The organism is Cryobacterium sp. PH31-L1 (assembly GCF_030063145.1).
Taxonomy (GTDB): domain Bacteria; phylum Actinomycetota; class Actinomycetes; order Actinomycetales; family Microbacteriaceae; genus Cryobacterium.
Window position 1 is genome coordinate 233,311 of sequence record NZ_JASISM010000004.1, and the last position, 12,688, is coordinate 245,998.

Below are 12,688 nucleotides of genomic sequence, written 5' to 3' on the forward strand. Positions count from 1 at the left end.
CCACACGCCGCGCACGTGAACTGTTTTTCCACAGATCCAGGCTCTTTCGGGGGCCTGGACCTGGTTAAGCCTCACTCTGGTGGCATGACGAATCCACCGGGGCGACCGCTCGCCCTGAACGACCTGCCCCTCGCCGAGCTCTACGCCGCCCGCCTCGACGGCCAAGTCTTTCAGATCGCGGACTCCTGGTGCGTGATCGATGAAATAGACGGTTGCGACAGCCGCGCGATCGCCGCCAGCCAGCTGGTCCCGCCCCGCGCCATCGCCGAGCAGCTCACCGCAGCGTGGATCTACGGCGTCGCGCCGGAGCCGCGGCGGCACCAGTTCTGTGTGCTGATCGGCGCGCGTGCCACCACCCTGTGGTCGGCTCGGGCATCGGTGCGTGAAATTGTGCGAACACCCGATGACGTGCGCACCATCTCGGGGGTGCGGGTCACCACTCCCCTGCGCACCGCCGTAGATCTCGCCCGCTATGCGGTTACACCGCCGACCGTGTCATCATCAACCACATCGGAGCTGACTTCCCTCCTGGCCCGCCTCCTCAACTACGGCGGGTACCCCGACGTGTCGGCCGCCATCCACCTCTGCAAGCGAGGCAGCCCCGCTCACAGCGCTCTAGCTGTCGCGCGCTTCACGGCCGTCAGCGCACCACTGTTTGCGCTGCGCCAGCAGGGCCGCGCGCGCAGTGCCGCAGGTTAGCCGTCGCTGACCCGGTACACGTCGTACACCGCATCGATACGACGCACGGCGTTGAGTACGCGGTCGAGGTGGGTGGTGTCCCCCATCTCAAAGACGAAGCGGCTGAGCGCGAGGCGATCGCTCGACGTGTTGACCGTGGCCGAGAGGATGTTCACGTGGTGCTCCGACAAGACCCGGGTGACGTCGGAGAGCAGGCCGGAGCGGTCGAGGGCTTCGATTTGAATGTGCACGAGGAACAAACTCTTCGAGGTTGGTGCCCACTCGACCTCGATCATGCGCTCGGGTTCTTTGAGCAGCGACTGCACATTGTGGCAGGCGGCCTGATGTACAGAGACTCCTGCGCCGCGGGTGACGAATCCGACGATCCTGTCGCCGGGCACCGGGGTGCAGCAGCGGGCCAGTTTGACCAGAATGTCCGGCGCACCGCGCACCAGCACTCCGGAATCTCCATTGCGGGTGGTCTGCTGCCGTCCGCGAGCGGCGACCGGAAAGTCGTTGCTGTCGTTGTCTTCGATGCTCTGCACCGAAGAAACGACCTTTTCGAGCACCGACTGGGTTGAAACGTGACCTTCACCGACGGCGGCATAGAGCGCCGATACATCTTCGTACTTGAGCTGAGCCGCGACCTCCGCGAAGGAGTCTTGGTTCATCAGCTTTTGCAGAGGAAGGTTCTGCTTGCGCATGGCACGGGCGATCGCGTCCCTGCCCTGCTCGATGGCCTCGTCGCGGCGTTCCTTGGTGAACCATTGCCGAATCTTGTTGCGCGCCCTGGGGCTCTTGACGAAGTTCAGCCAGTCTTTGCTCGGGCCGGAATCGGGGTTTTTCGAGGTGAACACCTCGACCACGTCGCCGGTAATCAGCTCGCTCTCCAGCGGCACCAATCGACCATTAACCTTGGCGCCCATGGTGCGGTGACCCACCTCGGTATGCACCGCATAGGCGAAGTCAACCGGGGTCGCACCGGAGGGAAGGCCGATGACGCGGCCCTTCGGCGTGAACACGTAAACCTCTTTGGCGCCGATCTCATACCGCAGGGAGTCAAGGAATTCGCCGGGGTCGGCCGTTTCGGCCTGCCAGTCAGAGATATGGGCGAGCCAGGCCATATCGGTGTCGCTCTGCGGGCCGGGTCCGCCGGCACTCTTGCCGTTGACCTGCTCCTTGTACTTCCAGTGCGCGGCCACACCGAACTCGGCACGCTGGTGCATTTCGGTGGTGCGAATCTGAATTTCGACCGCGCGACCGCTCGGCCCGAGCACGGTGGTGTGCAGGGACTGGTACAGATTGAACTTCGGAGTCGCAATGTAGTCCTTGAACCGGCCGGGCAGCGGCGTCCAGCGGGCATGGATGGATCCCAGCACCGCGTAGCAGTCCCGCACCGAGTTCACGAGCACGCGAATGCCGACGAGGTCGTAGATCTCGTCGAAGTCCCGGCCGCGCACGACCATTTTCTGGTAGATCGAGTAGTACTGCTTGGGGCGACCGGCTACCTTGCCGCGAATTCGCGCCGATTTGAGATCATCGTTGATGGTGTCGATGATCTGTTGAACGAACTCTTCGCGCTGCGGAGTGCGCTGCTTGACCAGGCTTTCAATCTCGGCGTAGAGCTTGGGGTACAGCACCGCAAAAGAGAGGTCCTCAAGTTCCCACTTGATCGTCTGGATCCCCAGGCGGTGCGCGAGAGGGGCGTAGATCTCCAGGGTCTCGGTGGCTTTGCGCACGGCGGATTCGTTGGGAACGAAGCCCCAGGTGCGGGCGTTGTGCAGGCGGTCAGCAAGTTTGATGATGAGGACGCGAATGTCTTTGGACATTGCAACGATCATCTTGCGCACGGTTTCGGCCTGGGTCGAATCACCGTACTTCACCTTGTCGAGCTTGGTGACCCCATCGACGAGCATGGCGATTTCATCGCCGAAGTCGGCCCGTAGGGCGTCGAGGGTGTAATCGGTATCTTCTACGGTGTCGTGCAGCAGGGCGGCCGCAATGGTTTTAGTGCCGATCCCCAGGTCGGCCAAAATCTGCGCTACGGCGACCGGGTGGGTGATGTACGGCTCGCCGCTGCGACGCAGCTGTCCGTCGTGCGCTCGCTCGGCGGCGGTGTACGCGCGTTCGATGATCGACAGGTCAACCTTCGGGTGGTTCAACCGCACCGTCTTGATCAGGCGGTCAACAGCACCGGCGGGCTGGGCCCGAGAGAAGATGCGAGGAACCAGCCGGCGCAGCGAGGCCGGGGAGGGGGTCGTCGTGTCCGTCATAGTCTCACCTCATACGTCTCGCCCGGCAAAAGACGCGGGATTTGCGATCTCTCAATTATGCCGGTTCCGCGCGCGCAGTCCGTACGCCTCCGGCGTAACGCCGATGAGGTGGGCTGCCGAGCAAAATTCCCGGGAGAATGGGAAGAACGGGGACCCTACCCCGATTCCTTTTTTCCGGGGAATTTTGCGCGGTCCAGTTGCAGAGACAGGAACGGCCAACCCGCGGGGGCTGGCCGTTCCTGGTGCAGGTGTTTCGACTAAGCGGTGACGCTCGCAGCAGCCGGGACCGAGGCCTTCGCGCGCGCAGCGAGGGCCTTCTTGTCGTGCTTGCGAATAGCGTCCTCGCCGTTCCGCAGCTGGGCGTACAGCGGTGATGCGATGAAGATGGTCGAGTAAGTTCCGACCAGAATTCCGATGAGCAGCGCGAGCGAGATGTCGCGCAGCGTGCCGGCACCCAAGACGAACGCACCGATGAACAAAATGGATGCCACGGGCAGGGCCGCCACCACAGAAGTGTTGATCGAGCGCACGAGGGTCTGGTTCACGGCGAGGTTGACCGACTCGGAGAAAGTTCGGCTCGAGCCGGACCCGTCGAAGTTGGTGTTCTCGCGAATCTTGTCGAAGACCACGACGGTGTCGTAGAGCGAGTATCCCAGGATCGTGAGGAACCCGATCACTGCCGCCGGCGTGATTTCAAAACCGGTGATTCCGTAGAACCCCGCGGTGATGACCAGGTCGTGCAGAAGGGCGACCATAGCCGCCACGGACATTTTCCAGGTGCGGAAATAGATAGCCATGATGATACCGGCGAGCACGAGGAACACGACCAGGGCGCGCAGTGCCTGTCCCGTGATGTCCTGCCCCCAGGTGGCGCCAATGAAGGAGGTGGCGACTTCCTTGACCGGCACGTTGAACCCGGCGGCGAGAGCGTCACGCACGGTCGTCGTCTCGGCCTCCGACAGCTGGTCGGTCTGCACGCGAACACCGTCGGAGCCGACGGTGGAGATCTTCGCTACGGCGTCGGGAACGACGCTCGCGACGGCATTCGTTGCCGTGGTCTCGGACTGGCTCGTGGTCTGCGACACGACGAACTGGCTGCCACCGGTGAATTCGATGCCGAAGACGAAACCGCCGCGCAGCAGGAAGGGACCGACGAGGGCGATGAGGATCATGCCACCGGCGATGAGGTACCAGAGTTTACGACGCCCGACGATGTTCAGCGACCGCGCTCCGGTGTAGAGGTCATTTCCAAATTTCGAGAAGCTGGCCATCAGGAATCCTTCCCGTCTGTCGTTCGATCGGTACTGCTGCTTACGAGTTCGGATGCTTTTCGCTCAGCGATGGTCTGTCGTTTCGCCGCCTCTTTGCTGGAGGATGCGACCTTGGTCGGCGACACGGCTGCCGAAGGTTCAAACCGAGCTCGACCACGGTAGACGGCGCCGAGTGCCCGCGGGTCGAGCCCACTGAGCTTGTGGCCCTCGTTGAAGAATTTGGTCTGGGCTGCCAGCTGCAGCATGGGGTGCGTGAACAGGCTGACCACGAGAAGGTCGACGATAGTGGTGAGTCCGAGGGTCAGCGCGAAGCCGCGAACATTACCGACGGCGAGCACGAACAGCACGGCGGCGGCGAGGAAGTTGACGACGTCGGAGGCGACGATGGTGCGGAAGGCTCGCTTCCAGCCGGCCTCGACCGACGATTCCAGCCCGCGCCCGTCACGCAATTCATCGCGCACGCGTTCGAAGTAGACGATGAACGAGTCGGCGGTGATACCGATGGCCACGATCAAACCGGCGACGCCGGCCAGTGACAAACGGTAGCCTTCACGCCAGGACAGGATGGTGATCAGCAGGTAGGTGATCACCGCTGCCACGCCGAGGGACGCAACGGTGACCAAACCGAGCAGGCGGTACTGAGCGAGTGAGTAGAGGACGACGAGGATCAGACCGATCAGTCCGGCAATGAGGCCGTTGAGTAGCTGGGTCGAACCGAGCGTTGCCGAGATGGTGTCCTGGCTTTGCACGGTGAAGCTGATCGGGAGTGCGCCGAACTTGAGCTGGTCAGCCAGGGCCTTGGAACTTTCCTGATCGAAGGACCCGGTGATCTGAGGCTTGCCGTCGAGGATGGCGCCCTGGGTGGCCGGGGCGGAAATCACGTGACCGTCGAGCACGATGGCGAACTGGTTCTGCACACCGGTCAGACTGAACAGGCGGGTCGTCACGTCAGCAAACTTCGAGGTTCCCGAGCTGTTGAAGACGATGTTTACGGCCCACTCGCCGGTGGTCGCGCCATTTTGAGTGGTGCGCTGGCCATTGGTCGCGTCCGAGATCGTGGAACCGTCGACCTCGACCGGGCCGAGGATGTATTTGACCGAGCCGTCGGTCTCACAGGTGATCAGGGGCTGGTCGGCGGGTGCCACGTTGGTGCTGTTGATCTTGTTGCAGTCAAAGGCGTCGTACTCGGCCTGAAGAGCCGGGGTGACGTAGTTCAGGTCGCTCGCGTCGGTCGGTGCGACGGCCGGTGTGGTCGACAGGCTCGGATCGACCGTCGCCTGCGGCGATGGCGTTGCGGTGCCGTCGGCCCCGACGGTCTGGCCAGACGGCTGCCCGGCTACGAGTACGGCCCGAAATTCGAGCTTCGCCGAGGACTTGATGCGCTCGAGGGTGGCATCATCAGGGGTTCCTGGAATCGAGACGACGATGTTTCGACCGCCCTGAGTGTTGACTTCTGTTTCCGACACTCCAGAGGAGTTGATGCGCTGACGAATGATCCCAACGGCCTCGTCCAGCTGCTCCGAGGTGACTGTCGCGCCACTCTCCACCTGCGGGGCGAGGATGATCTGGGTTCCGCCCTCGAGGTCGAGGGCCAGTTTCGGCGTCCACGATCCGTTCTGGGTGAAGACACCGAATGCGTTGAGGGCGATGAGGCCGACGATAATCACGCCAAGCCAGGTCAGGGAACGCCAGGCCTTCTTGACCGGAGACGACTTAGCCACCTATGAACTCAGCTTTCTGTTGGCGCCCACACCAGACTGTGTGGGCGCGCCGCTTGATGCATTACGTGCGTTTCGTGCAAAAAAATAGACGTGCCAAGCGAGTATGCCTTACGAAATAGGCCGTACCGAACTAGGCCTGCCGAGAAACGACTACGCGTCACCCTTTTTGGGCTGGTCGGTCGTGTCGGTGTCAAGGTCGGCAACGCGCTGGCCGAATTCCGGCTCGTTCAGCGAGTCGATGGCCTGAACGCTCTCGTCGTCGAGTTCGTCGGCGACAACGGGCTCAACCACGCGAGCGATGGTCTGGCGGTGGATCTCGACGATGACGCCGGGCGCGATCTGCAGCTCGACCTTGTTGGCTTCTTCATCAATGGCAATGATCGTGCCGTACATGCCGAAGTTGGTCATGACGTCGGCGCCGGGAACCATGGTGGCCTGCAGGGCCTCCTGGTCCCTCTTGCGCTTGCGTCCGTTGCGGAACATGAAGAAGACGAGTACGGCCAAGACGGCCAGCATAACGAGAGTCAAAGAATCCATAGAGCGGTGAAACCTTTCGATTGCGGCGCGGGTGGCCGAAGCTGTGAGTTACGACCCGACAGCAGGCCTAGAGAATATGCCTCTAGACAGGCGGGCCAAATTGAATTATAGGTCAAGAAGGGTCGTAGTGCCCTGTGCAGTCGAGCCCGGGGGCGGCACGAGACCAAAATGTTGCCACGCTGCGCCGGTGGCAACGCGCCCTCGCGGGGTACGCGTGAGGAAGCCTATCCGCACCAGGAAGGGCTCAACGACCGCTTCGACAGTTTCGGACTCTTCCCCCACCGACACGGCCAGGGTATTGAGCCCCACCGGGCCGCCGCCAAAACGCGTCAAAATGATCTTCATGACCTCCCGGTCGAGCCGATCGAGGCCGATCGCGTCGACGTCGTAGAGTTCGAGGGCCGCGTGCACCGCGGCAATGTCGGCAGCTCCGCCGTGCACGAGCGCATAGTCGCGCACACGGCGCAGCAGGCGGTTCGCGATGCGCGGCGTCCCACGGCACCGTCCGGCGATCTCGGCCAGGGCATCCTTCTTGATCGGCAGCTCAATGAGCTGCGCTGCCCGGGCCAACACCTGTTCGAGCTCACTCTCGGCGTAGAACTCGAGGTGGGCGGTGAAACCGAAACGGTCCCGTAGAGGGTTCGGCAGCAAGCCAGATCTGGTCGTTGCACCTACCAGGGTGAACGGGGCCAGGTCGAGTGGAACGGAAGTGGCGCCGGCACCCTTTCCCACCATGATGTCGATGCGAAAGTCTTCCATAGCGAGGTAGAGCATCTCCTCGGCGGAACGTGCCATGCGATGGATTTCATCGATGAACAGCACTTCGCCGGGAACCAGGGACGACAGCACGGCCGCGAGATCGCCGGCGTGCTGAATGGCCGGGCCGCTCGACATTCGCAGCGGGCGGTTGCCCTCGTAGGCGACGATCATGGCCAGGGTGGTTTTGCCGAGGCCGGGAGGGCCAGCCAGAAGAATGTGGTCTGGCGTTCGATTCTGCATGGTCGCGGCGGTCAGCAGCAGCTGCAACTGCCCACGCACTTTTTTCTGGCCGACGAATTCGGCCAGACTCGCCGGGCGCAGAGCGCCCTCGAAGGCCAGCTCGGACTCACTTTCGAGAGAGGGGGTGACCAGTTTGATGGCGGAGTTTTCGACGGCGGGATCGGTGCTCATGAGCGAGCCGTTCCGGTGCTCGAGGCCGCCGACCCGGTGGCGTGGTGCGCTGCCGGACCAAGGCGGCCGAGAGCCAACCGAAGCACTGCCGCCACCGCCGGCGGCGCAGCGTCGTCACCGGCGGCATCCGCCAACTCGGTGAGGGTTTCGTCGACGGCCTCGGCCGCGACGCGCTCCGACCAGCCGAGACCGATCAGCGCAGCCTGCACGCTGGCAGCGACCGACGTAGCCGGGGCTGCGCGGGTTGGAGACGTCGCCGCGGTGACGGCGAGCTTGCCGGCCAGGGAGAGCACGATGAGTTTGGCGGTTTTCGGTCCGATGCCGCTGACCTTGCGGAAAACGCCGTCGTCGTCGCCGGCAACGGCCTGCGCGATCTGGTTGGGGCTGAGCACCGCGAGCACGCCCAGGGCGGACTTCGGCCCCACACCGGTCACACCGACGAGCAGTTCGAAGACCGCAAGCTCGTCTGCGCTGGGAAAGCCATAGAGGGTGAGCGAATCTTCGCGCACGATGAGGGTGGTCACCAGCCGGGCTTCGTCATTGATGCGCAGGCCGAGTGCGGTGGCCGGCGTCACCTGGATGCCGAGGCCGACTCCCCCGACCTCGATCACGACTGTTGAGCCGACAGCTGAGCGGACAAGGCCACGTACGGAAGAGATCACCGCTTAAGACTACGGGGCACCGCTGACACTTCTGGCGCCGACCCACGTTCGGCGGCACGCCAGGCCCTCTGCGCTGGCGTCAGCGCGCCCGTCGTGACCGTGGCAGCTTTCACCGAGGCGACTGTCGGCAGGGTGCCGCCGGATGCTCCGGTGCGCCAGGCGTGGCAGATCGCGAGGGCGAGGGCATCCGCTGCGTCGGCCGGTTTGGGAATCTCGGTCAGCCCGAGGATGCGGGCGACCATGGTGCCGACCTGCTTCTTGTCGGCGGCACCGTAACCGGTGATGGCGGCCTTCACCTCGCTCGGGGTGTGCAGGGTGACCGGCAGACCGCGCTGGGCGGCGAGCAGCAGGGCGACCCCGCTGATCTGCGCTGTGCCCATGACGGTGCGCACGTTGTGCTGGGCGAAGACCCGCTCAATGGCGATGAACTGCGGCCGGTGGCGGTCGAGCATCTCCTCCAGCCCCTGGGACAGCAACAGCAGCCGCTGCTCGAGAGGCAGGTCGGGGGCGCTGCGCAACACGGTCACATCAACTAACCTGGCTGATCGGTTGCCCTCGACGTCGACCACGCCGACGCCGCAGCGGGTGAGGCCCGGGTCGATGCCGAGAACCCGGACCGCCATCGAACTACTCGGACTCGGCTGCGAGTGCGGCCTGTACCTCGGCCGACAGGTCGTAGTTCGAGTACACGTTTTGCACGTCGTCGAGGTCTTCCATCGCGTCGATCAGGTGGAATACCTTGCGGGCGGTTTCGGCGTCGACCTCGATCTTGAGCGACGGGATGAACGCGATGTCGGCCGACTCATAGTCGATTCCGGCGGCCTGCAGCGCGGTGCGGGTGGCGACGAGGTCGCTCACATCAGAGTGGATCTCGAAGGTGTCTCCCTCGTCGATGACCTCTTCGGCGCCGGCATCGAGAACGGCGAGCATGATGTCGTCTTCGGTGAGGGTCGGCAGGTGCTTGACCACGACGACGCCCTTGCGGTGGAAGTTGTAGGCGACACTGCCCGGGTCGGCCATAGCTCCGCCGTTGCGAGCCATCGCGGTGCGCACTTCAGCCGCTGCACGGTTCTTGTTGTCGGTGAGGCACTCGATCATGATGGCGACACCGTGGGTGGCGTAGCCCTCGTACATGATGGTCGTGTAGTCGACCTGCTCGCCCGACAGCCCGGCACCGCGCTTGACGGCGCGGTCGATGTTGTCGTTGGGCACCGAAGTCTTCTTGGCCTTCTGAATGGCGTCGACCAGTGTGGGGTTACCGGAGAGGTCAGCGCCGCCCAGTCGGGCCGCGACCTCGATGTTCTTGATGAGTTTGGCGAACGCCTTGGCGCGCCTGGAGTCGGTGACCGCTTTCTGGTGCTTGGTGGTGGCCCATTTGGAATGCCCGGACATAAATCTCCCGTTGTTGTGCTACGCCAAAATTAAGTGAGCGCTGCGAAGTCGGTGCACGCTTAGTGCCGAATCAGTCTATCCCGGAGTGACTTCCAGCAGCTTGTGCAGCGTGTGCAGGTTGCGGGTGGTCGTAGTGTCGCGGTACTTGAGCTTGGCGCTTTTCTTGCTGAAGGCGCTCTTGATGCCGACGGCCTTGCGAACCTCCCAGTACAGCACGCCGTGGCCGAGTTCGATTCGTTCGTCGGACGGCTCGAGCTCCTTGGCATGACCGGCCAGTTCGCTCAAATGACCGGGGTCGGAGGAGAACATGACATAGGAATGCCAGCCGTCATGCTCGGCGGTGAACGGAAAGGCACGAACGATCCGGTCGAGGGATTCGGCGTCGACCAGCACGATCCACGCCTCGTAGTCGAACCGGGCGGTCAGGGCCGCTTCGATGCGGGCTTTGAGGGCCGCTGTATCGGCTTTATCAGCCAGGGGACTGTCGATGCTGAAGATGACGTTGCCGCTCGCCAGCACGGTTTTGACGTCGGTGTAACCGAGGTCATGAAAGGTGTCGGCAAGATCGGCCATGGCGATGGTGATGCCGTTGACGTTGATGCCACGGAGCAGTGCTACATATCGGGTCATCGTTGACCACCGGGTGTCTGAGTCATGTCTGAACCCTAGCCACACTCGCGCGCCCGGCACAATTCAGGCGCTGTTCACCGAGCAGCGGCGACCAGTTTCTGAAGGAAATACTGGTGAAAACGATATTCGCCGGTGATCTCCGGGTGAAAGGACGTGCCGAGCAGGTTTCCCTGCTCCACGGCAACACAGCGGCCGTCGTCGAGGGTGGCTAGTGCGGTCGCCCGCGGGCCGACGGTTTCGACCACCGGGGCGCGAATAAAGACCGCGTGCACGGGCTTGTCGCCGAGCGCGGCAACGTCAAGGTCGGTCTCAAAGGAGGCGGTTTGCGAGCCGAATGCGTTGCGGCGTACCGCGATGTCCAGCCCGCCGAGACTCTGCTGCCCGTTCATGCCGTCGAGAACGGTGTCGGCAAGCATGATCAGGCCGGCGCAGGTGCCGTAGACCGGCAGACCGCCGCGAATGGCGGCCTTCAGCGGTTCGGCCAGGCCGAAGATGCGGGCAAGTTTGTCCATGACGCTCGATTCGCCGCCCGGAATGACCAGACCGTCAATGCGGTCGAGCTCTTCCGGGCGGCGCACCAGATCGACTTCTGCGCCGAGCTCGCGCAAGACCTGCGCGTGCTCACGAAAGTCGCCCTGCAGAGCGAGCACGCCGACCCGCAGACCTGCCGGTAAGGCGGTTTCTGTTGGTCGGGTGCCCACTCTGGAGAGAATCGTCACGAACGGTTGCGCTACCAGCCGCGGGTAGAGAGGAGGTGCGGCGCCGGGATGTCGGACACGTTGATGCCGACCATGGCTTCGCCGAGTCCGCGCGAGACATCCGCGATGACCTTTGCGTCGTCGTAAAACGTGACGGCCTTCACGATGGCCGCTGCACGCTGCTCGGGGTTGCCCGACTTGAAGATGCCGGAGCCGACGAACACGCCGTCAGCACCGAGCTGCATCATCATGGCGGCGTCGGCCGGGGTGGCCACACCTCCGGCGGTGAACAACACGACGGGCAGCTTGCCGGTGGTGGCGATCTCGGCGACGAGCTCGTAGGGAGCCTGCAGCTCCTTGGCGGCGACGTAGAGTTCGTCACGGCTCATCGAGGTGAGGCGCTTGATCTCCCCGTTGATGGTGCGAATGTGTTTGGTGGCTTCGGAGACGTCGCCGGTACCGGCTTCGCCCTTGGAACGAATCATGGCCGCGCCCTCGTTGATGCGGCGAAGCGCCTCACCGAGGTTGGTGGCGCCACAGACGAAGGGAATGGTGAAGTTCCACTTGTCTATGTGGTTCATGTAGTCGGCCGGGCTGAGCACTTCGGATTCGTCGATGTAGTCGACGCCGAGCACCTCGAGAATCTGTGCTTCGACGAAGTGGCCGATGCGGGCTTTCGCCATGACCGGAATGTTGACCTCGGCGATGATGCTGTCGATCAGGTCGGGGTCGCTCATGCGAGCCACGCCACCCTGCGAGCGGATGTCGGCGGGAACGCGCTCGAGAGCCATGACGGCGACAGCACCGGCGTCTTCAGCAATACGAGCCTGGGCAGCGGTGACGACGTCCATGATGACGCCGCCCTTGAGCATTTCGGCGAGTCCACGCTTGACGCGGCTCGAGCCGAACTGCTCGGCAGAGGTTGATTCAGTCATAAGTACGATCCTATTCCTTGCACGGTGGTGGTCTGGTCGGAGGCTGGTGGGTGTGAGCGGAAGACCGGGGCGCACCAGCACGCGCCCGGCCGTGAGAAAAAGCTAGAGAACGCTTGTGGCAGCAGCCGCAGGAGCCCCCGCGACGGGCCAGCCCTTTGCGATTTCCCGACGCACGTCGCCGAGCAAGCGCGGAATGGCCTTGGTTCCGGCGATGATGGGAAAGAAATTGGAATCGAGCGCCCAGCGGGGCACGATGTGCTGGTGAAGGTGCTCGGCGATGCCGGCCCCCGCGATGCGCCCCTGGTTCATGCCGATATTGAATCCGTCGCAGTTCGACACCTCGGCCAGCACGCGCATGGCAATCTGGGTGAGTTCGGCGATCTCGGCGACTTCCTGGGGTGTGGCCTGGTCGTAGGTGGCGACGTGCCGGTATGGGCAAACCAGCAAGTGACCGCTGTTATAGGGAAACAAATTGAGCAGAACGTAGGCGTGGGTGCCGCGGGCGACAATCAGTGCTTTCTCATCCTCCAGGGTCGGCGCGATGCAGAACGGGCAATCGTCGGAGTGCGGCTGCTGTCCGTCCTGGATGTAGACCATTCGATGCGGTGTCCAGAGCCGTTGGAAGGCATCCGGAACCGCCGCAAATTCGACGGAGGTCTCCCCCGCGCCGGCGTCGGCGGTATCGGAGCCCCGCAGCCGATCAACCGGAATTTCAGCCATG

General features: G+C 63.5%; 13 protein-coding genes. 1 reads left to right on the top strand and 12 read right to left on the bottom strand.

The features are described 5' to 3' along the window. The first annotated feature begins 84 nt into the window (after window positions 1–84). The gene (locus tag QMF22_RS10080; RefSeq protein ID WP_283453111.1) at window positions 85–699 is read left to right on the top strand and encodes a type IV toxin-antitoxin system AbiEi family antitoxin; all 615 of its coding nucleotides are present in this window, start codon (window positions 85–87) and stop codon (window positions 697–699) included. Here QMF22_RS10080 and QMF22_RS10085 read toward each other — a convergent pair. From QMF22_RS10085 to QMF22_RS10140, 12 genes are all read right to left on the bottom strand, one after another. Further along, window positions 696–2,951, bottom strand: coding sequence for a RelA/SpoT family protein (locus QMF22_RS10085; RefSeq protein ID WP_283453113.1), 2,256 nt, complete (start codon window positions 2,949–2,951; stop codon window positions 696–698). The genes QMF22_RS10080 and QMF22_RS10085 overlap by 4 nt on opposite strands. Before the next feature lie 257 nt (window positions 2,952–3,208). Continuing rightward, the gene (secF, locus tag QMF22_RS10090; protein WP_283453115.1) at window positions 3,209–4,222 is read right to left on the bottom strand and encodes a protein translocase subunit SecF; all 1,014 of its coding nucleotides are present in this window, start codon (window positions 4,220–4,222) and stop codon (window positions 3,209–3,211) included. Beyond that, complete coding sequence (gene secD, locus QMF22_RS10095) at window positions 4,222–5,943, bottom strand: protein translocase subunit SecD (RefSeq protein WP_283453117.1); 1,722 nt, start codon at window positions 5,941–5,943, stop codon at window positions 4,222–4,224. Before secD ends, secF begins: the two co-directional genes overlap by 1 nt. Before the next feature lie 150 nt (window positions 5,944–6,093). Next, entirely contained in the window at window positions 6,094–6,480 is a 387-nt protein-coding gene (gene yajC, locus QMF22_RS10100; protein ID WP_092340030.1) for a preprotein translocase subunit YajC, read from the bottom strand. 105 nt (window positions 6,481–6,585) lie between these two features. Next, on the bottom strand, window positions 6,586–7,650 hold the full coding sequence (gene ruvB, locus QMF22_RS10105) for a Holliday junction branch migration DNA helicase RuvB (RefSeq protein WP_283453119.1): 1,065 nt from the start codon (window positions 7,648–7,650) through the stop codon (window positions 6,586–6,588). Next, window positions 7,647–8,312, bottom strand: a complete 666-nt coding sequence (ruvA, locus tag QMF22_RS10110; RefSeq protein ID WP_283453121.1) for a Holliday junction branch migration protein RuvA — start codon at window positions 8,310–8,312, stop codon at window positions 7,647–7,649. Before ruvA ends, ruvB begins: the two co-directional genes overlap by 4 nt. Then, a complete protein-coding gene (gene ruvC, locus QMF22_RS10115; protein WP_283453123.1) occupies window positions 8,309–8,935 on the bottom strand; it encodes a crossover junction endodeoxyribonuclease RuvC in 627 nt (208 codons plus the stop codon). Before ruvC ends, ruvA begins: the two co-directional genes overlap by 4 nt. 4 nt (window positions 8,936–8,939) lie before the next feature. Next, complete coding sequence (locus tag QMF22_RS10120) at window positions 8,940–9,704, bottom strand: YebC/PmpR family DNA-binding transcriptional regulator (RefSeq protein ID WP_283453125.1); 765 nt, start codon at window positions 9,702–9,704, stop codon at window positions 8,940–8,942. A gap of 75 nt (window positions 9,705–9,779) precedes the next feature. Further along, complete coding sequence (locus tag QMF22_RS10125) at window positions 9,780–10,334, bottom strand: DUF1697 domain-containing protein (RefSeq protein ID WP_283453127.1); 555 nt, start codon at window positions 10,332–10,334, stop codon at window positions 9,780–9,782. Between the two features lie 74 nt (window positions 10,335–10,408). Continuing rightward, a complete protein-coding gene (pdxT, locus tag QMF22_RS10130; RefSeq protein WP_502846932.1) occupies window positions 10,409–11,053 on the bottom strand; it encodes a pyridoxal 5'-phosphate synthase glutaminase subunit PdxT in 645 nt (214 codons plus the stop codon). Window positions 11,054–11,064: 11 nt separating this feature from the next. Next, on the bottom strand, window positions 11,065–11,967 hold the full coding sequence (gene pdxS, locus QMF22_RS10135) for a pyridoxal 5'-phosphate synthase lyase subunit PdxS (RefSeq protein ID WP_283453129.1): 903 nt from the start codon (window positions 11,965–11,967) through the stop codon (window positions 11,065–11,067). A 102-nt stretch (window positions 11,968–12,069) separates the two neighbouring features. Then, window positions 12,070–12,687 (bottom strand): HIT family protein, encoded by a 618-nt coding sequence (locus tag QMF22_RS10140; RefSeq protein WP_283453131.1) that lies wholly within the window; start codon window positions 12,685–12,687, stop codon window positions 12,070–12,072. Between the last annotated feature and the right edge of the window lies 1 nt (window position 12,688).

What these genes read in the sequence shown, in the direction of transcription:
- QMF22_RS10080 (WP_283453111.1), top strand. Translation starts at nt 85, where the DNA reads ATGACGAATCCACCGGGGCGACCGCTCGCCCTGAACGACCTGCCCCTC.
- QMF22_RS10085 (WP_283453113.1), bottom strand. Translation starts at nt 2,951, where the DNA reads ATGACGGACACGACGACCCCCTCCCCGGCCTCGCTGCGCCGGCTGGTT.
- secF (WP_283453115.1), bottom strand. Translation starts at nt 4,222, where the DNA reads ATGGCCAGCTTCTCGAAATTTGGAAATGACCTCTACACCGGAGCGCGG.
- yajC (WP_092340030.1), bottom strand. Translation starts at nt 6,480, where the DNA reads ATGGATTCTTTGACTCTCGTTATGCTGGCCGTCTTGGCCGTACTCGTC.
- ruvB (WP_283453119.1), bottom strand. Translation starts at nt 7,650, where the DNA reads ATGAGCACCGATCCCGCCGTCGAAAACTCCGCCATCAAACTGGTCACC.
- ruvC (WP_283453123.1), bottom strand. Translation starts at nt 8,935, where the DNA reads ATGGCGGTCCGGGTTCTCGGCATCGACCCGGGCCTCACCCGCTGCGGC.
- QMF22_RS10120 (WP_283453125.1), bottom strand. Translation starts at nt 9,704, where the DNA reads ATGTCCGGGCATTCCAAATGGGCCACCACCAAGCACCAGAAAGCGGTC.
- QMF22_RS10125 (WP_283453127.1), bottom strand. Translation starts at nt 10,334, where the DNA reads ATGACCCGATATGTAGCACTGCTCCGTGGCATCAACGTCAACGGCATC.
- pdxS (WP_283453129.1), bottom strand. Translation starts at nt 11,967, where the DNA reads ATGACTGAATCAACCTCTGCCGAGCAGTTCGGCTCGAGCCGCGTCAAG.
- QMF22_RS10140 (WP_283453131.1), bottom strand. Translation starts at nt 12,687, where the DNA reads ATGGCTGAAATTCCGGTTGATCGGCTGCGGGGCTCCGATACCGCCGAC.